The sequence below is a fragment of the Chelativorans sp. M5D2P16 genome, assembly GCF_034427935.1.
GTDB lineage: Bacteria > Pseudomonadota > Alphaproteobacteria > Rhizobiales > Rhizobiaceae > Chelativorans.
The window spans coordinates 33110-51793 of sequence record NZ_JAXQNM010000004.1 but is presented as its reverse complement, the minus strand read 5'-3'; the positions used below and the strand labels follow the sequence as shown (position 1 = coordinate 51793).

General features: G+C 59.3%; 17 protein-coding genes and 1 pseudogene. 9 read left to right on the top strand and 9 right to left on the bottom strand.

Annotated elements, in window-relative coordinates; genetic code table 11:
• The first annotated feature begins 898 nt into the window (after positions 1–898).
• From SIN08_RS02605 to SIN08_RS02590, 4 genes are read left to right on the top strand one after another with little or no spacing between them, the layout of a single operon-like run.
• A complete protein-coding gene (locus tag SIN08_RS02605; RefSeq protein ID WP_322449951.1) occupies positions 899–2404 on the top strand; it encodes a lipopolysaccharide biosynthesis protein in 1506 nt (501 codons plus the stop codon).
• A complete protein-coding gene (locus tag SIN08_RS02600; protein ID WP_322449950.1) occupies positions 2320–3309 on the top strand; it encodes a polysaccharide pyruvyl transferase family protein in 990 nt (329 codons plus the stop codon). Before SIN08_RS02605 ends, SIN08_RS02600 begins: the two co-directional genes overlap by 85 nt.
• Positions 3306–4313, top strand: a complete 1008-nt coding sequence (locus tag SIN08_RS02595) for a glycosyltransferase family 2 protein (RefSeq protein ID WP_322449949.1) — start codon at positions 3306–3308, stop codon at positions 4311–4313. The genes SIN08_RS02600 and SIN08_RS02595 overlap by 4 nt, the downstream gene beginning before the upstream one ends.
• Before the next feature lie 17 nt (positions 4314–4330).
• Positions 4331–5410 (top strand): glycosyltransferase, encoded by a 1080-nt coding sequence (locus tag SIN08_RS02590; RefSeq protein ID WP_322449948.1) that lies wholly within the window; start codon positions 4331–4333, stop codon positions 5408–5410.
• 139 nt (positions 5411–5549) lie between these two features.
• On the opposite strand, the gene SIN08_RS02585 is transcribed toward SIN08_RS02590, so the two are convergent.
• Positions 5550–6392 (bottom strand): hypothetical protein, encoded by an 843-nt coding sequence (locus SIN08_RS02585; protein ID WP_322449946.1) that lies wholly within the window; start codon positions 6390–6392, stop codon positions 5550–5552.
• Between the two features lie 446 nt (positions 6393–6838).
• Between SIN08_RS02585 and SIN08_RS02580 the strand changes: the two genes are divergently transcribed.
• The gene (locus SIN08_RS02580) at positions 6839–7855 is read left to right on the top strand and encodes an IS110 family transposase (protein ID WP_322449976.1); all 1017 of its coding nucleotides are present in this window, start codon (positions 6839–6841) and stop codon (positions 7853–7855) included.
• 422 nt (positions 7856–8277) lie between these two features.
• Here the strand turns inward: SIN08_RS02580 and SIN08_RS02575 are convergent, their stop codons facing one another.
• Genes SIN08_RS02575 through SIN08_RS02560 form a run of 4 tightly spaced genes read right to left on the bottom strand, consistent with a single transcriptional unit; the run spans position 8278 to position 11253 of the window.
• Positions 8278–8943, bottom strand: a complete 666-nt coding sequence (locus SIN08_RS02575) for an amino acid ABC transporter permease (RefSeq protein ID WP_322449945.1) — start codon at positions 8941–8943, stop codon at positions 8278–8280.
• The gene (locus SIN08_RS02570) at positions 8940–9674 is read right to left on the bottom strand and encodes an amino acid ABC transporter ATP-binding protein (protein ID WP_416208002.1); all 735 of its coding nucleotides are present in this window, start codon (positions 9672–9674) and stop codon (positions 8940–8942) included. Before SIN08_RS02570 ends, SIN08_RS02575 begins: the two co-directional genes overlap by 4 nt.
• Before the next feature lie 2 nt (positions 9675–9676).
• Positions 9677–10354 carry an amino acid ABC transporter permease gene (locus SIN08_RS02565; RefSeq protein WP_322449943.1) on the bottom strand — a complete coding sequence of 226 codons (678 nt, stop codon included), beginning with the start codon at positions 10352–10354 and terminating at the stop codon, positions 9677–9679.
• A 56-nt stretch (positions 10355–10410) separates the two neighbouring features.
• On the bottom strand, positions 10411–11253 hold the full coding sequence (locus SIN08_RS02560; protein WP_322449942.1) for an ABC transporter substrate-binding protein: 843 nt from the start codon (positions 11251–11253) through the stop codon (positions 10411–10413).
• 291 nt (positions 11254–11544) lie between these two features.
• Here SIN08_RS02560 and SIN08_RS23585 point away from each other — a divergent pair, with 291 nt between their 5' ends.
• On the top strand, positions 11545–12096 hold the full coding sequence (locus SIN08_RS23585) for an SH3 domain-containing protein (protein ID WP_416208001.1): 552 nt from the start codon (positions 11545–11547) through the stop codon (positions 12094–12096).
• 13 nt (positions 12097–12109) lie between these two features.
• On the opposite strand, the gene SIN08_RS02555 is transcribed toward SIN08_RS23585, so the two are convergent.
• Positions 12110–12481, bottom strand: a complete 372-nt coding sequence (locus tag SIN08_RS02555; protein WP_322449941.1) for a hypothetical protein — start codon at positions 12479–12481, stop codon at positions 12110–12112.
• A 180-nt stretch (positions 12482–12661) separates the two neighbouring features.
• Between SIN08_RS02555 and SIN08_RS02550 the strand changes: the two genes are divergently transcribed.
• The 3 genes and pseudogenes from SIN08_RS02550 (at position 12662) to SIN08_RS02540 (ending at position 15792) form a co-directional block, all read left to right on the top strand.
• Positions 12662–14590 (top strand): putative bifunctional diguanylate cyclase/phosphodiesterase, encoded by a 1929-nt coding sequence (locus SIN08_RS02550; protein ID WP_322449940.1) that lies wholly within the window; start codon positions 12662–12664, stop codon positions 14588–14590.
• A gap of 319 nt (positions 14591–14909) precedes the next feature.
• Positions 14910–15136: pseudogene (locus SIN08_RS02545) on the top strand (IS5/IS1182 family transposase); the annotation flags it as partial.
• A 212-nt stretch (positions 15137–15348) separates the two neighbouring features.
• The gene (locus SIN08_RS02540; protein WP_322449939.1) at positions 15349–15792 is read left to right on the top strand and encodes a YtoQ family protein; all 444 of its coding nucleotides are present in this window, start codon (positions 15349–15351) and stop codon (positions 15790–15792) included.
• A gap of 75 nt (positions 15793–15867) precedes the next feature.
• On the opposite strand, the gene SIN08_RS02535 is transcribed toward SIN08_RS02540, so the two are convergent.
• The 3 genes from SIN08_RS02535 to SIN08_RS02525 are packed head-to-tail and all read right to left on the bottom strand — an operon-like array spanning position 15868 to position 18679.
• Positions 15868–17148: a TRAP transporter large permease gene (locus tag SIN08_RS02535; RefSeq protein ID WP_322449938.1), complete on the bottom strand. Its 1281-nt coding sequence runs from the start codon at positions 17146–17148 to the stop codon at positions 15868–15870.
• Positions 17149–17152: 4 nt separating this feature from the next.
• Entirely contained in the window at positions 17153–17650 is a 498-nt protein-coding gene (locus tag SIN08_RS02530; RefSeq protein ID WP_322449937.1) for a TRAP transporter small permease, read from the bottom strand.
• Between the two features lie 36 nt (positions 17651–17686).
• Complete coding sequence (locus SIN08_RS02525; RefSeq protein ID WP_322449936.1) at positions 17687–18679, bottom strand: TRAP transporter substrate-binding protein DctP; 993 nt, start codon at positions 18677–18679, stop codon at positions 17687–17689.
• Positions 18680–18684 lie beyond the last annotated feature (5 nt).

Sequence of the window (18684 nt, the reverse complement as noted above, 5' to 3'; positions counted from 1 at the left end):
CCGCGTCAGACCACGAGGTTTGCGACCGTCGCGCGCGCGGCATTCACCAGCGCTTTCGGCTCAGCGGCGAAGACGGCGTCGTGCGCGCCGGCGGCCGCCCACACGCAGCCTGCACTTCCTGGCGCGGACCCAACATCGGCATCAACCTCCCAAATCAATAGGAAAACTGAATCGGCGCCGAACACCCGCTTCAGGCGGAATTTTTCAACGGTATCTGGACGAAATGGGCTTTCAGACCTACTCGGCTCTGCGCGCGTTTCTATGTCACTTGCGTGAACGATTCCTCGAGGATTGGCGAAATCCTCTCACGGATTATGCGGAGGCTACATAAAAGTTGCTGTAAATCGGGGAATTGATGTGATGCCTTTATTGGTACCTGCCAACAAGCCACCACGATCACCCGTCAGTTAGATTTCTCGGTTGCTTACCCAATGATCCGATGGAATCATATGTTGCATTGCAGCATTACGGCATTGAGAGGTGCAGAGAGTGAGCGATGGCTGTTGCCTGGAACGAAGCGGGCGAATGTTCGGCGCGCGAGGGCCTCTTGCGTAGTGCGATTGGTCCTCGCCGAACCTCAAAGATCGAAAGCAACCACCCAGACGCCTACATTGAAGGACCTGTGAGGGATCGACGTGTTCGTTCGGGATTTTCTCGCCGAAAGTTGCCTATCACGCTGACTGCCTCGGCACGCGGTGTGCTTGCCAATGACAAGGCACACCGGCTCGGATGCCACCTCACGCTCGTTCGTCGGTGACTTGAATGGACGCCTTCGAAGATCCCGGACCAAGGACAACTTGGAGTAAACGACAAATGGCCTCGCCAAGGCGCCCCATGTCGCTTCGGTCCCAAATAGTCGGCTGCCGCTGTGGGCAGAGATCCGCTGAAGGAACAGAGTTTGCTGGATCGTAGCGACAAGAGCCTTGAGCAGGAAGAGGAGGTCGTCCACGGCCGCCTGCGCAGTGGTCGGGCACGCGCAGCCGTCCACGGCGTGTTCTGGTCGGCCCTGAGTGGCTTTGCGCCGGCGGCGGTCGCTGCGGGTGTGTTCACTGTCACCTCGCGCTTCCTCACACCCGCAGAGTTCGGTCTGGTCGCGCTGGCGGCAAGCATCGCCATGTTCGCCAGCGCTGTCGCCCCGGCTGGCTTCGGCCAGGCTCTCATTCAACGCACCGATCTGGGGCGGCGGCATCTCGATTCGGTGTTCTGGCTTTGTGTCGCCGCCGCACTGATTATCTACGCGGTGATCGTGCTGACCGCCCCGGTATTCGCCTATTTTATGGGCGAGGCCGGCCTGGCCGCGCTCCTGCCTGTCATCGGCCTGCGTGTCGTCTTCGACCTTGCCGTCGTCGTGCCGAATGCGCTTCTTTCGCGCGCCATGGCTTTCAGCAAGATGGCCATGCGAACGATGATCGCTTCGCTTGTTTCCGCCGCCGTCTGTCTAGGCCTGCTGGCCCTTGGATACGGGCTTTGGGCGCTGGCGCTGTCGCAGCTGGCCGCGTCGGTTGCCATATGCGTGGGCACGCTCCTGTCGGTCAACTGGCGGCCCGGTCTGCGCTTCGAATGGAGAGCTCTGCGTGAGCTTGCCCACTACGGCATGTTTGCTTCGGGCCACCGGGTCTTCCGCATGATCAGCTTGGACCAGATTCTGATCGGCAGCCTTCTGGGCACGACGGCGCTCGGCATATACAGTTTCTCGCGGCGGATATTCAATATCCTCAATGATCTTGTCGCCGGGGCGCTGAACTCGGTTTCCTATTCGCTACTGTCGTCCCTGCAGAGTGAGCACGAGAAGTTGAAGGAGGCGTTCCTCTTCGCGACCTTCGCCTCCTCGGCGCTCTCATTTCCAGTGTTCGTCGGACTGGCTATCGTCGCAGGCGATCTCATCCCGATACTCTTCGGCGCGCACTGGATCGAGGCTATACCCGCTCTCCGCAGCTTCTGCGTCATTGGACTGATGAGTTGCATCGGCATCCTGCAAGCATCACTCATCAACAGCCAGGGCAATGCGAACTGGTGGTTCTACTATATGGTGGCGAAGCAGGTTATGACCGTGCTGGTGGTTGTGATCTTCCATCGCTTTGGCGTTTCCACGCTGGTCTTCGCCATTGCTGTACAGACCTTCCTCATGTGGCCGGCTGCCGTCTGGATGGTGCTGAGGATACTGAAGATCGGTCCCTGGACTTATCTGCGGCCCTTTTTCTCTCCCGCGTTTGCCAGCCTGGCGATGTTCGTCGGTGTATTCACTCTGCGGCAGTACATAGCTGAGGAGTCGGCATATTTGCGTCTCGCCGGCGAGGTCCTATCCGGTGCGATAATCTATTGTGCTGTGCTTACCGCTCTCGACGGTCGCCGGATATTTCAGATGCGCAACCTTGTGCTAAAGCGAAGAGCGATTTCGGCATGAAGCTCACTTACTACAAGGGCAGTGTGCCCAATTTCGGTGACGAACTGAACACCTATATGTGGCCGCGGGTGCTGCCACAGGGCTTCCTCGACGAGGATGACAGCGAATTGTTTCTCGGCATCGGCTCGATACTGTGGGAGCATCATCCGAAGAAAGCCCGAAAATATGTTCTCGGATCGGGATATGGAGGATATGCAGCCGCGCCCGATGTCCATGACGGCACGTGGGATGTGATATTCGTGCGCGGGCCCCGAACGGCCGCGCAACTCGACCTGCCGCCATCCAAGGGCATTTGCGACAGCGCTATCCTCTTGCGTAAATTCGACTTGCCGCCTGCGGCTGAAGAGCTCGGCATTGCATTCATGCCGCACTATCATAGCTTTTCACGGGGTCATTGGCCGGAGGCCTGCGCGCAAGCCGGCATTCGCCTCATCGATCCCCGCGAAAATGTCGAAACGATCATCAGCGAGATTCGCGGTGCGCGCATGCTGATCACCGAGGCCATGCACGGCGCTATCGTTGCCGACGCCCTGAGAACTCCATGGCTTGCGGTCCGTCCGATACACGCCGAGAACGCTGCCAAATGGTCCGACTGGGCCGAATCTCTCGGATTGGATCTGAACCGACACCAGCTCCAGCCGTCGAGCCTGTTCGAATTCTATGTGAGCGCGACAAAAGGCCGGCGCTACTATGAGGGCCGCGCGAGGAAATTGGGCAAAAGCGCGATTGCAAAGCCGGCCGACCGGGTCTTGATTTCCCTCGCCGCACGACATCTCAGAAAATTGTGCCGATGCGAACCGCAGCTGAGCCACGATGACCGCCTCGATAACGCTTTCAATCGTGCAATGGAGGCGGTCGAGGATTTCGTTCGGTCGCGCGCATCCATTATGGAGCGACGGCCATGAATACCAGGATCGCCGTCGTCATCCCCTATTTCCAGCGGAAACCGGGTATTTTGCGCAGAGCGGTCGATTCGGTCATAGCCCAGAACCTGCCCGGCGGTTTCGATGTGAAGATCGTTGTTGTTGACGACGAGTCGCCACTTTCCCCGCAGAACGACCTTCGTGACCTTGATCCCCCCTCCCCATACAGCATTGTCGTGCTGAATCGGAGCAACGGCGGCCCGGGCGCCGCGCGGAATACGGGGCTCGACCATCTTGATCCGGCAGAGACGGACTTTGTGGCCTTCCTCGATTCGGATGATGTGTGGTTCTCCGGTCATCTCCGTCAGGCTGTCGCGGCGCTTGCCGATGGAGCAGACTTTTATTTCGCCAATAGCATGCACGACAGTGTCACGTCGTTCTCCTATTACGAATACATGACGAAGAACCATGATGTTCGGGTCGGTGCGCAACCCGAGTCGCGATCGATATCGGGAAATGAGGCCTTCAACGAATTTCTGGTTCACTGCATCCCGCACACGTCCAATGTCGTATACAAGTTTCCGCCCCACTGCGACGTACGCTTTGCCAAATTGCGCCGCACCGGTGAGGATCAGCTGTTCTGGATCACGCTCGCGAAGCGGTCTAGCAAGGTCAGCTATTCAACGGCTGTCATGGGAACGCGCGGTGAGGGCGTATCGGTCTACCGGGAAGCTCTCGCTTGGGATTCGGTCAACGCGCCCGACCGCCTGATCGACGGTCTCGTCTTCAGGGACAAGCTTGCCACCACATTCGATCTGGATCCGACGCAAAGGAGGCTGAGCGAACAGGAGGCCCAGGTAACGCGTGATCACCTGGTGTTTCTGTGCCTTAGGAATCTTCGCTACAGACCGCTTGCCACTCTGCATGCAGCTCTAAGGATATCGCGGGAACTGCCCTCATTCTGGCTTCACTTTCCAAAGACCTGCCTTCGCGTTCCAGCCCACTACCGTACATTCAAAACTCAGGCAGCCGTTCCGCAACTCTAACCTGATGAGCGAAATGTATGAATATCGTTTTCGCCAGCGCCCATCCGTACCTCCCGCAGATCGCCGGCGGCAGCCAGTCAAATACTCATGAAATGGCGCGGGAGCTCCTTGCACGCGGCCACGAAATCAGCGTCCTAGCCGGCCTGACGCCCGACGGCTGGATCGGCGCACGCGGTCGGGTGATGATGAAGCTGTTGCGGCGCAAGACCGTGTGCGACCGCAGCCAGGGCTACCCCGTTTACCGTTCCTGGTTCGCCTGGGAGGGGGCTGCGGACGTTGCACGTTCGGTGGCGCCAGATGTCGTCGTGGCCCAGTCCGGCAAGGTCCTGCGCATTGCCCGGACCTTCCGGGACATGGGTCTACCGACGGTCATCTATCTTCACAACGTCGAGTTCGAGGATCACGGAGAGCCGATCGAGGATTTCGACGACGCCGTCTTCCTTGCCAACTCACAATTCACCGCTGACCGCTACGAAGAAGCCTACGGAATTCGCTCGACGGTCTTGAATCCGCTTTTCCAGCCCGAACGCTATCAGGTTCCTACGCGCCGCGAACGGGTCCTGTTCGTGAACCCCCATCCCTTAAAGGGGGTCGATCTTGCCCTCGCGCTTGCACGGGCGTGTCCCGATATCCCGTTTGATTTCGTCGAGAGCTGGACGCTGTCGGAAGACCAGCGATCGGCACTTTTGCAAAGCATGGCGGGGCGGGACAACATCACGCTGCATCCACGGACTGACGACATGCGCGAGCACTACGGTCGGGCCCGTGTCGTTCTGGTCCCCAGCCAATGGGAGGAAACCTGGGGGCGCATTGCCTCTGAAGCGCATTACAGCGGCATCCCTGTTCTTGCCACGCAGATCGGCGGGTTAGGTGAAGCTGTCGGGCCGGGCGGTATTCTCCTGCCGCCGCAGGCGGAACTGTCAGAATGGATCGCGGCCCTGCGTTCCCTTTGGGATGATTCGACCCTCTACGAATCCCTCTCTCAGGCCGCAAAGCGTTATGCCGAACGCCCTAAGCTCGATCGCGCGCGCCAGATCGAGCAGATGGAGGAGATATTGGCCACAGCCGTCGATTATTGCGCAGAAAAGGCCGCATAAGACGGGACGGTCCAATAAGCAGGAAGTTTGAGGCAAAAATATCGAACTGTGGGCTTGCGGATATTGCGGCCAGCTGCAATCCCGTCAAGGATGAACCCATGTGGTCAACGGGTCGTTCACCGCGAAACAGCGCTCCCCTTCATCCACTCTCCAGCATCCAGCGATAAGACGTCTTCCCGACCATTTCCCGCAGCTCGTCATAGTTCTCGATCATGTCACTAAGCGGATCGGGGTTGGTCTTGCGCAGAAGGATATCCGGCTTGCCGGGCTCCAGCCCCATAAATTCCATTACTTTGCGGTAGGCGACGAGCGGGTCATCGCTGATGTGCTCTTCGTAACTGAGTTCGCACACTTGCTTGCCTGCGAGGAGCCGATCGAGATGCTCATGACCTTCTTCGATCATCCGGATTGCGTCGACCAGGTCAAGATATCTGGCACCGAGCGGTATCCTGTGCAGATCGAGATGGAAGCGTCTCTTCTGCCGCTTCTGGTCCGCGCGAATATGAAACTGGCCGGTTTCGCGCAGGACGGCACCGGAAATCAGCCGGCGCAGGACGTTCTTCCTTTTCAGCACGACAAAACGTTCGAATCCGAGTTCGGACAGTGTGTCCACATAACGCTCCAGATCTAGGCCAATCACCTTGAGATGGTGCTCGTCGAGAAACTTCGTTTCAAAACCAAATATCCGGTTGCGCGCCTCGCGCATTTCTGTCCGCAGAACCTTTAATGGGTCCTCGGGAAGAGAATAGCCGCCAGACGCGACGGCTTCCATGTAGCGGTCATGTTCCCTCTGGAACACCTCACCAGCCCAGTAGATGCGTCGGTGCTGCTGCAGCATACCTACCACCACAGTGCTGCCGACGCGCCCAACATGAAACATGGCGACGTTTCCCGGACGAAAGATGCCAAGCAGCGGATTCAATACGGCCTTGGCGTATCTGCGCGTCTGATGACCGATGAAGGGTTGGAGAAGTTCCGACATGGGCGCCTCCCTGCGTTCGGCACGGAGCGCGGCGAGCTCGCTACGGCTCGGCCCGTCACGCTGCGCACTGGCGGCAGCGACCCGGCTCGCACTGAGTCGGGTGAGCCACTAAATGGGCTCGGCCATGAGCCGCCGACCATATTAGACCCCCCAGAATGGATAATTATAACCGGGGTGAGGCGAATTGCACCCGCCTTATCGCACCATGCGCAATTCTTCTGGCAATCTATCACGCCTGTCATCGACTTCTTGGTGGTGCAAACGATTAGCGAAATTGGCTCGTCTTGGCTAATCGCTTGCTAAAACTGGATTATTTTAGTTGGCGAGGCATGCAGATCGGGTAATCGAGCGAGCGATCTGCGAACATGGCAGCGTAGGATTGCTCCTCGACCGGGAGCCGATGGGCGGCTCTGGAACCCGAGGAGACGCGATCATGAAATACCACGCTGGATGTATCTCTCGACGAGACAAGCGTCTGCATTGTCGACGAAGCCGGTACCTATGTGACAGAGGGGAAGGTCACCAGCGATCCGGCAGTCCTCGCCGACTATCTTCAGGCGACGGGGCTGTCGTTTGTGCGGGTCGGGCTGGAAGCTTGTCCACTGTCGCAATGGATCTATAGCGGCCTAGCCGACGCCGGCTTTCCCGTGGTCTGCGTGGAGGTCCGCCGGGTCAAGGCGGCGCTGGCGGCGATGATCAACAAAACCGATCGTAACGATGCCCGCGGCATCGCGCAGATGATGCGAACAGGCTGGTTCCAATCGGTTCATGTGAAGACCAACGAGAGCCACGAGCTGCGCTTCCTGCTCGTCGCGCGCAAGCTGCTCCTCAAACAGCAATACGAACTCGAGAACAGCATCCGTGGATCATTGAAAGTCTTTGGGCTCAAGGTCGGCACCGTAACACGGCGGATGTTCGAGCCACGTGTCCGCGAACTGGTCGACGGCAGACCGTCGCTTATCGCCATCGTCGACCCGCTCCTGCGGTCCAGGGCTTTGTTGATCACAGAACACAACCGGCTCTACCGCATGATCGTTAGGGCAGCACAAGGCGACGCGGCCTGCCGACGCCTGATGAGCGTCCCCGGTGTGGGAGCCCTGGTCGCGCTCACCTATCGCACCGGCATCGATGTGCCGGCAAGGTTTGTCAGGTCAAAATCGGTCGGCGCTCACTTTGGGCTCACACCGCGCAAGCATCAATCCGGGGAACTCGATCGCACCGGCCATATCAGCAAGGTCGGCGACGAGATGGTTCGATCGGCCTTGTATGAAGCGGCCAACGTGATGATGAGCCGCGTGGTTAAGTGGTCCGCCCTCAAGGCCTGGGCGATGCGGGTCGCCAAGCGACAAGGGCTGAAGAAAGCCAAGGTCGCCCTCGCCCGCAAGCTGGCCGTGATCCTTCACCGCATCTGGGTCGACGGCACCTCATTCCGCTGGAGTGACAGCGCTCCCGCCGTCGCCTGATCCTGGGCCATCGCTGACATCTCTCCAGACACCGGAAGTCCCTCCACGGGGACGATGGGTCGGGTGAAGCCGATATCGGTGGAGTGCCCCGCACGGAAGCACGTCTTGCAGCATGGCTTCCCGACCTTCTTACCCGATCATGAGGCGGCCGAATGCCGACCTCGGACAGAAGCCAGAGCCCCGTGGTAGGACAGCTGAGGATTTGCGCTTGACCTCAAACGCTCGATTACAGAAACCTTCGATATCAGCAGGGTCTCTTCCAGGCGGCCGCATGATAAGCCAGCATAATCCAAGTTTGCTCTCGATAGCTCGTTCCAGAGTGCGCCTTGTTCTCTCAAGTTCCCAATGTTTCCGAACTATAGTGAAGCATGGCTGGCCTGCTGCCGGTTCCTCAAAACACCTTATCTCGGTGTCCACAAAGCCTAGCTGCGCAAACCGGGAATGGTTGTCCAGCTTTCAACAAACTGAAGTATCTGCGCGACTATGCTGGTCAAGACGATATAGACGAGTGCCAGGAGCACAAAGACCTCAAAGAATCGGAAAGTTGTATAGCCGATCTCCTCCGCCTTCGCCGTAATTTCGGATACGCCGATCGCATAGGCGATGGAGGTGTATTTGAGTTCTAGGATCGCCTCGTTCGACCATTGCGGGATCACCCGTCGAAGCGCCTGCGGCAGCACTATCCAACGCAGGCCTTGAAGCTGTGTCATTCCCATGGCGCGTGCGGCCGTCATCTGTCCGCTCGGGATGGAGCGAATAGCGCCGCGGAAATATTCCGCCTGATATGCGGCGGTGTTCAATCCAATGGCCACGACCGCAGCTGTAAAAGGGTCAAGAACAATGCCGATTTCAGGCAAGCCCAGATAAATGAAGAACAGCTGGACTAGCATCGGCGTGCCGCGGAAAATCTCGACATACACGGTCGCGGCCAGATAGATCGGCTTCGGCCCGTAGACCCTGCACCAGGCAAAGACAAGGCCAAGCAAAGCGCCGCCGGCCATAGCCAGCGCCCACAGGCTGAGTGTGACCGGCAAAGCTTGAAGAATCTCCGGTAGACTCTCGGCAGCAAAGCTCACGAAATCGTTCATGAACCACGCTCCTCGTGTCCGAGTACGTCGAGAAACTGCCTGGTGCGCTTGTGTTGAGGGTCGACGAACATTTTGGACGGCGGCCCTTGTTCGAGAATTTCGCCTCCCTCCATAAAGATGATCTCATCGGCCGCTTGACGGGCGAAGTTCACCTCATGGCTAACGACAAGCATGGTCATGCCGTCGGCGGCCAGTTGACTCATGACCGAAATGACCTCGCCGGTTAATTCCGGGTCGAGTGCGGATGTCGGTTCATCGAAAAGGATCACCTTCGGCTGCATCGCAAGGGCGCGGGCGATGGACACACGCTGCTGTTGCCCTCCGGAAAGTTCCGCCGGATAGGCATGTGCCCTGTCGGCCAGACCCACCCGCTCCAGTTCATGCATGGCAAGATCGCGGGCCTCCTTCTTCTTCATGCCCCGGATCTTTTCTGGACCGATCTGCACGTTGTCGATCGCACGCAGATGCGTGAAAAGGTTGAAATCCTGAAACACGAAGGCCAAGACCTCGCGCATCTTGTTGATGTTTTTCGGTGTCAACTCCTCCCCATCCAGGAAGACGCGCCCGCCGTCGGGCAGCGTCAGGTGGTTGATACAGCGCAGGAGGGTCGATTTACCCGTTCCAGACGGTCCCATAATGACCTTGGATTGCCCCCGGGACAGGCCGAGCGAGACGCCCTTGAGTATCTCGGTATCGCCGTAGCTTTTTTGGACATTTTCGACCTGAAGCAGCATCAGTCATCCCGCCGCGTTTCAAAACCCGGAAGGGCCAGCGACCGTTCGAGTTTGTAGAGGAGTTGATTGCCGAGCCAGTTCGCCACGAAATAGAGGGCGGCAACGACGGCGAAGACTAGAAGCACGTTACCTTGTGTACTGGAGATGATGTAACGGCCCTGACGAGTGAGTTCGACCACGCCGATAACGTAAGCGAGGGAGGTTGCCTTGAGTTCGCTGGAAAACTCGTTGGTCCAGGGACCTATGGCTTGGCGCAATGCTTGCGGCAGGATGATGTGGAAAACGGCTTTGTGCTTCGGCATGCCCAAAGCGCGGGCGGCGGCCATCTGCCCAGCGGGCACGGCCTGGATCACCCCGCGGAATATTTGCGACTGATAGGCTGCCGAGCGCAGTCCCAGCGCCAGCACCGCCGAGGTGAAGGCACTGAGCTCGATGAACTCCGTGACACCATAGTAAAAGAGGAGGAGCAGAACGAGAGCCGGAATCCCGCGAAAGATCCTTTCAAAGAGAATGCCGGCCCAGCGCAGCGTCCAGTGGCCGTAAACCTCCATCAGAGCTATGCCAAGACCAAGCCCCAGGCCAAGGATAAGCAGAAGGGCCAGAAGTTGCAGGGCGACCCAAAGGCCGCCCAGCAAAAATGGCATCTGACTGATAACAACGCTATTGAACGCTTCCATCGTCCCTACGACGCCACCTTTCGCTAATTGCTAAATTGTCGAATCTGGCTGGGTGGTCATTCCGAATAGCCGGGGATCGGCTCATGGTAGGAATCGACATAGTCGGGCATTGTCGTCGGGATTTGGCGGATTGTCGCCTGCGGTGAGTAGCGATGCACGATTTCCGCCCAGCGTCCGTCGTTGTAGAGCTTGAGAATCCCGCGATTGAGGCTTTCGAGAAGCCCGTTGGGATCACCTTTCTGAACAGCAAGCGCCTGCGGCTGGTTCTGCTGGATTGTCCCGACAATCTTGATCGGCCGGTCGTTCGCGAGGAAACTCTCGGCGGTGTCGGTCGAGGTGACCACGGAATCGAGCCGGCCGGCCAGCATGTCTTCAACCGCGATCACATAGTCCTCATAGGTTCGGACGGCCAAATCGACGTTTTCATTATCCGCCAGGTTTTCCTCCAGCCACTGGGCCTGGGTCGCCCCGCCCTGTGCTCCGACCGTGGCGCCGCAGCACAGGGCCGTGACAAGGTTTAGGTCGGAATCCTCGGGCACCAGAACCTCATCGTCGTTCTCCCACCAGGGAATGGTGAAGTCGAGCACCTCGGCACGTTCAGGTGTGACGTTCAAACCCGTCACGAGCAGGTCTATGCGCCCGCGGGACAATGCTGGAATGAGGGAGGGCCAGGGTAGATCCCGAAACTCCACGTTTAGCCCTTCGTCCTTTGCGATCTCGCGCATGGCGTCAATGGCAATGCCCTTGAATTCACCATTCTCGACATAGGCCCAGGGCGGGAAGGCAGCTTCAACACCGGCCGTAAGCGTTTCCTGCGCAAGGCTCTGCGACGGCGCGGACGCCACGGCCAGCAAAGCGGCGCCTGAAATCAACGCGCAAAGCTTTTCTCTCATATTCATTCTTTCAACCACTCCTGTGCGGGATGCATGCAAAACGTCGTGAGACTACATGCTAGGCCCAAAGAAGCAAAACGGCCGGTGAAACCGCATAAACCTGCCCCGGTTCTCCACACGTCGGTGCGTCCTGGGCATTTTCCAGAACCCGCCCTGCGAACTTCTTCCTTTGGCCATCTTTCTCGCAATTTATGCTGCGCCTGAAGGAAATCTGGACCACTGCCGGTTTCGGCGCGATTCAGGTCGCCATTAGCACGCCGTTTGTGTCGATCGGCGCCGGAAGCACAAGGAGACGAGATGAAGGCAAACTTGCTCTTGGTCGCCGCCATATTACTCCTCGGCACTGCCGCCACGATCAGCTCGGCTGACGCCGAAGAAGCTTACACGACAACCGACGTTAATTTACGTGCGGGTCCGAGCACCAGGTTTTCGCGCGTGACAACACTTCCTGCCGGCGTCGTCGTCACCCTCTACGGTTGCACAGAAGCCTGGGGTTGGTGTGATGCGGGTTGGAGAGGGCTGCGCGGTTGGGTCAGTGGTCACTACTTGGAAGCCCTCTATGACGGGCGTAGGACCATCCTACCCGAATATGTTCCATCTGCGGGGATTCCGATCATAACTTTCGAGTTCGGGACATACTGGGACCGCTGGTATCCGGATCGTCCTTGGTATGAAGAACGTGATCGGTGGCGCCGTGAGTGGAGAAGCGGCTGGACCGTCGAGATTGACCCCCGACCCACCTACCGGGTCATAGATCCCGCACCGCACCGGAGGGGCGTGCCGCCTGGCATTCGTAAGAAGGGACCCGGCTTCTGTCCGCCCGGCCTGCAAAAGCAGGGCCGGTGCTAAGGAACCTGATAGCCTATTCGGAGCGAACGAGCTCGTCACGGGAGGCATTGAGCGTAACGCGCTCGTTCGAGACCGATGAAATCTGATCGGGCAGGATGTACCGATCGGCAGCGAACAAGCCCTTCGCGTCCACCCGCACGAACCCTTCCCGGAGCAGGCGGCCCTGAAGCGTCTCAGGCACATCGTCGGTTCTGAAGGCATCAGCGATCAGATCGGTGAGGTCAACTGCTCTGCGTGCGCCGCTGGTTCCCGGTGTCGCGGTTTCGGTTTCAGGTGTTGTGGGATCTTCATCGGACATCTTCACCCATTCAACGGTGCCGATCTCGTCGCCCTGGGCATCGACGACGCGCATGCCCTCGCGAACCTTGTTCAGGATGTTGGTCATTGAGATAGCCTCCTCTCGTCCATCGTCAGGTCAAGAACGGGATTGACGAGGAGTCGGTTCCTGGAGCCGGAGCGGCGCGCGCAACGGGATCCCAATTCTGAATAGTTCGCAGTCAACGAAAATATTTGACGTTCCATTCAGTCGATATGCCTATGGGATGAGTGGTGAGGCATGTGAAGGTTGAACCAGTCCATCATGAAAGCTGGAGCGGACGGCGAACTTGAAGACAGAATTCGAGAAGATCAGCTTGCCGATCTAAGGACTGGCCTGCTCTTTTCAATGCCGATCAGCACTGCGCTCACTGTCCTGATCCTGATCGTGCAGTTGATGTCCGGTAACGCTTTTGCCGCGGCCGTTTGGTTCCTGGTGGTCAATGCCATCAACACCTCCCGCCTCGTGCTCGCGCTGTGGCGATCGAAGGACGTATCAGAAGAGCGCAACAAGGATTTGCAAGCGACGTCGCGGCAGCTTCGCTTCTATAGCATCCTTGCTCTTTTGTCGGGCCTTGCCTGGTCGTTTGTTGCCCTTCTCACGGACGGGTTTACGGCGCCTCATTCATCGCTCCATCTGGTCATTCTTGCAGGCATTTCAGCTGGTGCGGTCACCTACGGCAATTCATATGCCGCGCCGTCCATCAGTTTCATTACACCCCCGCTCCTGATTACAGCCGGGTGCCTGGTGGCGATCGGGAATCTTGATGGCTACGTGTTGGCGTTCGCCGTCCTGCTCTTTCTGGGAGGGATGGTGCGGAGCTCCCTGCTGGGACAAGCCCGGTTCCGCGAGGCAAGTCGTCTAAAACATGAGGCAGCACAGATTGCGACAGCGATGGAGCTACGTTCAAGGCAGGACCCCCTAACCGGTCTCCTCAACAGACGCGGCTTGGAACACGCCGTTGACGGGCTCAGGAATACAAATGGCCCATTTGTGATGATGCTGGTCGATCTGGACGGATTCAAAGCCGTCAACGACACGTATGGCCACAAGATCGGTGATGACCTTCTCGCAAGGATTGCGCGCAGGATCGAAGAGGAGGTTTCACCGGGTGCGACGCTCGCCCGCATCGGCGGCGACGAGTTCGTGGTGCTGTTCTCCTCGGCCTCAACGTCACTATCTGCCACTGATCTAGCATCCCAAGTCATAGCTAAGCTCGCCAGCCCATATCCTGGGCTCGCCTCAATCCGAATTGGTGCGTCGATCGGCATTTATCTATCGGATGAACCACGGCTCACCGAAATGTTGTTGCGAGCCGACATGGCGCTCTACACGGCCAAACGTCGTGGCAGAAACGAGTTCTGCCTGTTCAACTGCGAGCTCGATGGGGAACTGCAGCGCCGGCAATGCATCGAACGAGATCTTCGCTCGGCTATTGAGACAGCTAGCCTCAGCACGTGGTTTCAACCGGTCGTAAGGCTCAATAGTGGAGCTGTTATCGGCTTTGAAGCGCTACTGCGGTGGAACCACCCGCTCCACGGTGACATCTCCCCACCCGAAATCGTAACCGCAGCGCGTGAAACTGGAATGCTTCAGTTGCTCACGGAAACCGTATTCCTGAGTTGCTGCGCTCTGATTGATGATCTCGCCAAGGCAAATCGTCGTCAGGTTCGCGTCGCCATGAACGTCTCTCCTCGTGAGTTGGAGGCTGGCAATATCGATGACCTGATCTTGAATGGCCTGGAAGAACGAGGCCTCCCAGCAACGATGTTCGAAATCGAGATCACCGAGGAAGCTCCCGTGGACCCGGACAGGGTCGACGAGAAGCTCGGGCGACTTGCACATGCCGGCATTTCCATCGCTCTTGATGATTTCGGCACCGGCTTTTCCACGCTGGCATCACTCAAGGATGGGCGAATAAGCAAGGTCAAGATCGACCAGGCTTTTATCCGCAGCTTGGCCAAATCCCGGGAGGATCAGTTACTGGTGAAAACGGTCATCGATCTTGGCAACAAGCTCGGGATAGAGGTCATGGCAGAGGGCGTCGAAACGGAGGCAAATCGGAGAATCCTTCAGACACTGGGATGCAGAGCGGCCCAGGGCTTTCTGTTTTCAAAAGCCATACCTCCGCAACATGCGCTTGAAATGGCGATAAGGGAGCATGCTAGGCTGCAGTGAACAATCGGGGACGAAAAACATGGGGCCGGGAACGTCCTGGCCACCATACTGGCTCAGGTAGGATCGACGGTCTAACAATCAAAACACTAACCAGCAGTAGAATTTTCATTAAGCCCTCCCGAGAGAGGGAATCCCAAGCGCAGTACGGCAGGCCGTCCAGCAAGATAACAGGGCGGCAGTGTCTCAGTCTGCGTGGCTCGCTCCCCTCCAGCTTGCGCCCCCTACTGGGATCAGGACCTATTAATTTGGCTTGAGATGTGATTCACGATCTCCCATGAAGGAGGCCGTGATAAGTGATTTGTTCTGCTGAGCGAACGCCAGCCGGCTGGGTGTGTTCGACAGGATCTTCGCCGCGCTCGCCGGCGAAGGGCCGGAGCCCGAGCGCATCATGATCGACGCCACGCATCTGAAGGCCCACCGCACGGCGGCGAGCCTGCTTAAAAAGGGGATGTTCCCCGCCGTATCGGGCGAACCAAAGGCGGGCTGAACTCCAAGCTGCATGCCGTCTGCGACGCCGAGGGCCGACCGCTCGTCCTGCTTCTGAGCGTGTAGCCGTGGTCGACACTTTCCCGCCCGAAGGGTCGGCACACGGGTGTGATGTGCAGTTTACACGACGATGGCCTCTTTTCATGTCACCCGGGAAGCTGGCATACAACAAGCGCACGGCAGATTGCCGGGATCCGGGGATCATCGAAGATCCCGACCGCCCGGTGGCCCCGAGAAACCGCGATGCCGAAAAACGTGACGAGGAAATTCCGATGCAGCTCAAAGTCTATCTGGCCGGCGAAATCCATACCGATTGGCGCGAGACGATCGTGGAGTCCTGCAAAGGGCTCGACATCGCATGGTTGGGACCGGTCACCGATCACGACGCGTCTGACGATTGCGGGGTCGAGATATTCGGCGCCGAGGACAAGAAGTTCTGGCACGACCGCAAGGGTGCCCTCCTGAACGCCGTCCGCATCAGGACGGGCATCGAGCAGGCCGACATGCTCGTCGTCTGTTTCGGCGAAAAATACAAGCAATGGAACGCCGCGTTCGATGCAGGCTATGCGGCCGCGCTCCACAAGCCCATCATCGTCCTGCATCCGCCCGAGTTCGACCATGCCCTGAAGGAGGTCGACGCCGCGGCCAACGCCGTCGCCCGCACGCCTGAGGAGGTCGCCCGCGCGCTGCGTTACGTGATCACCGGAAAACTCTAGAGGCTGTCAGAGCCGATACACGACGCCCAAACCGGGCGCTGTCCCGAGATTCGGGGACGGCCGTGCGTGTTCGGATTAGCCGAAGACGAGGTTCGGCACGAAAAGAACGGCGCCGGGGACAAAGATCAGGATCAGGGTGACCGCGGCGACCGCCAGAAGCAGCGGTACGGATTCGCGCGTATATTCGCCGATCGGGCATTTGAGAATCGTACAGACGGAATACATCGCCGCGCCGACCGGCGGGGTGAAATTGCCGATCGTGGCCGCCAGGATGAAGACGATGCCGAAATGGACGGGATCGGCGCCAAGCTGGCGCACGACCGGCAGGAAGATCGGCGTCAGCATGATGATGAGCACGGTAGCGTCGATGAAGAAGCCGATCACCAGAACGAAGAGCGCGATCAGGATCATCGCGCCGTAAAGATTTCCGGTCAGTCCGAGGATCCAACCGGACACCACCTCCGGAATGCGCTCCATCACGATGCCGTAGCTGAAGATCGCCGAAAGGGCGATCAGGAACATCACCGCGCCGACATCGGCAAGGCTGCCCTCCAGGGCCTCGATGAAGGTCCGCGCCTTCATCTTGCGGTAGATCAAGACCCCGATGAAAACAGCATAGAGGACCGCGAAGGCGCCGATTTCCGATGGCGTGAAGACGCCCATGCGCAGCCCGAACAAAAGGAAGACCGGGAACAGGATCGCCCAGATGCCACCCGTCAGGGCGTGGCCCACCTCCCCCGCCGAAGGCCACGCCACGCGCTCTGGTTCATAGCCGCGCCGGCGCGCCGTCAGCCAGACGGCGGACGACAGGGCGAGCCAGAGGAGAAAGGCGGGAAAGAAACCGGCCGCGAAGAGCCGGCCGATCGACACCTGCCCGATCGTGCCGTAGAGGATCATGCCGATTCCGGGCGGTATGATGGGGGTCAGAACGGCCCCGTAGGACAGGACGCCGGCGGCGAAACCGCGCGTGAAGCCCCGGTCCACCATGCCCTGCCCCAGCATGCGCGACTGCATGGCCGCATCGGCGATGGCCGAACCCGACACGCCGCCCATGAGCACCGAAAGCGCGATCGAGACCTGCGCCAGTCCGCCTCTCATCCGGCCGGTCAGAACGGACGCCAGCTCCAGAAGACGCTCGGTGATCCCCGACTTGTTCATGAAGTTCCCCGCCATAATGAACAGGGGAACGGCGAGAAGGGCGAAGTTCTGGGTCTGCGAGACCGTCACCTGCACGGGGATCGTGAAGGGCAGTTCCGGATGCTGGATGAAGAACAGCGCCCCGGAAATGCCGATGGCGAAAGCGACCGGCATGCCCATAAGAAGAAGGACGACGAAGGCTATGGTGACGATCAGCATGGCTTCACCGGGTGGCCTGCTGCGATGCGCCGGCGGCACGGTCCTGCCGTAGCGAACGGTAGGACTTCTGGCCCGTGGTGAAGAGGAGAAGCAGGCCGCCGACCACGATGCTCGCCGTCACCCATGAATAGCTTACGCCAGGGATTCCCTGAAAGCTGCGGGCGCGGCTGACCCAGGAAAGCCAGGCGCCGGCATAGACGACATAGACCAGGAACACCGAGATGATCAGGTAATTGGCGTAGAGCAACGCGCGCGCCGCCTTCGCCGGCACCATGGCGGTCACCACGTCGATCGACATGAGCGCGTCGCGCCGCCAGGCGACATCGGCGCACAGAAAAGCCCCCCAGGCAAAGAAGCAGGTGGACAGGTCGATCGTCCAGTTGAGCGGGTGGCCCAGCATGCGCGCCAGGCCGCCCGCGAAGATCAGGAGCACCATCAGAAGCAGGAACGTGCCCGCGAGAACCGCCTCGAGCCTGCGCAGGAATGCGTAGGTTGCCTTCATTGTCCGCCTCGCGCGAATCCTGCTCGCCCTATCGGCCTATTGAGCGCCGATCTCCTGCTGCACCTTGTTCTTGGCCTCGACCAGGCCAAGCGCCTCGTAGGCCTTTTCACCGGCCTGGCGGAATGCCTCGAGGTCGACGTCCTCGATGATCGTCATGCCGCTCTCGGCCAGTTGCGCCTTGGCTTCTTCCGAAGCCTGGCGGATGACCTCCGAGGTTTCCTGGCCCGCCGTGCGGCACTCCTCGACAAGGGCCGTCTGATAGTCCTCGGGCAGACTATCGAACCATTGCGAACTGACCACCTGGAAATTGACGAGCAGAATGTGCCCCGTCTCGTTGGCATGGCTCAGAACCTCGTTGAGGTTGGCGGCCGTGATGTTCGGATAGACCAGTTCCGCCCCATCGATCGCCCGCTGCTGGAGGCCCGGATAGACGTCGCCGAAGTTCATGGCCGTGGGCTCGGCCCCGAGCGCCCGGATCGATTCCTGCCAGATCGGTGCGGGCGGCGTGCGGATACGCAAGCCGTCGAGGTCTTCCGGCGTGCGGATCGGCTCGTTCGTGAAGAAGTGCCGGAAGCCCTGCACCCAGTCGAAGCACACCACCTTCAGGCCGTGCTGCTCCGCGAGCTCCTGCTGCCAGTCCTGCATGGTCGGGGAATCCGCCAGGGCGTAGGCCTCCTCGGCCGAGCTTACGAAATAGGGTCCGTTGACCACGGCGATCCCCGGAACATAGTTGCCGAGCCGCGCGGCATCGGTGTTCTGCCCGATATTGGCGCCCTGGCGGATCTGCTCGATGATGTCCTCCTCGACGCCGAGCTGGGCGCTGTGGAACACCTCGATGGTGAGCCCGCCGTCGGTGCGTTCGTCGACCCGCTCGGCCCATTTCAGGAAACCTTCATGGAACGGCTCGCCCGGTCCGAGCACATGGTTGAAGCGCAGCGTGTATTGCTCCTGCGCCTCGGCACCGCCCGCCAGGCCGAGCGTGAGCAGGGCGGCACAGGCCGCCGAGAATGGTTTCGCAAATCCGTTCATCGTCT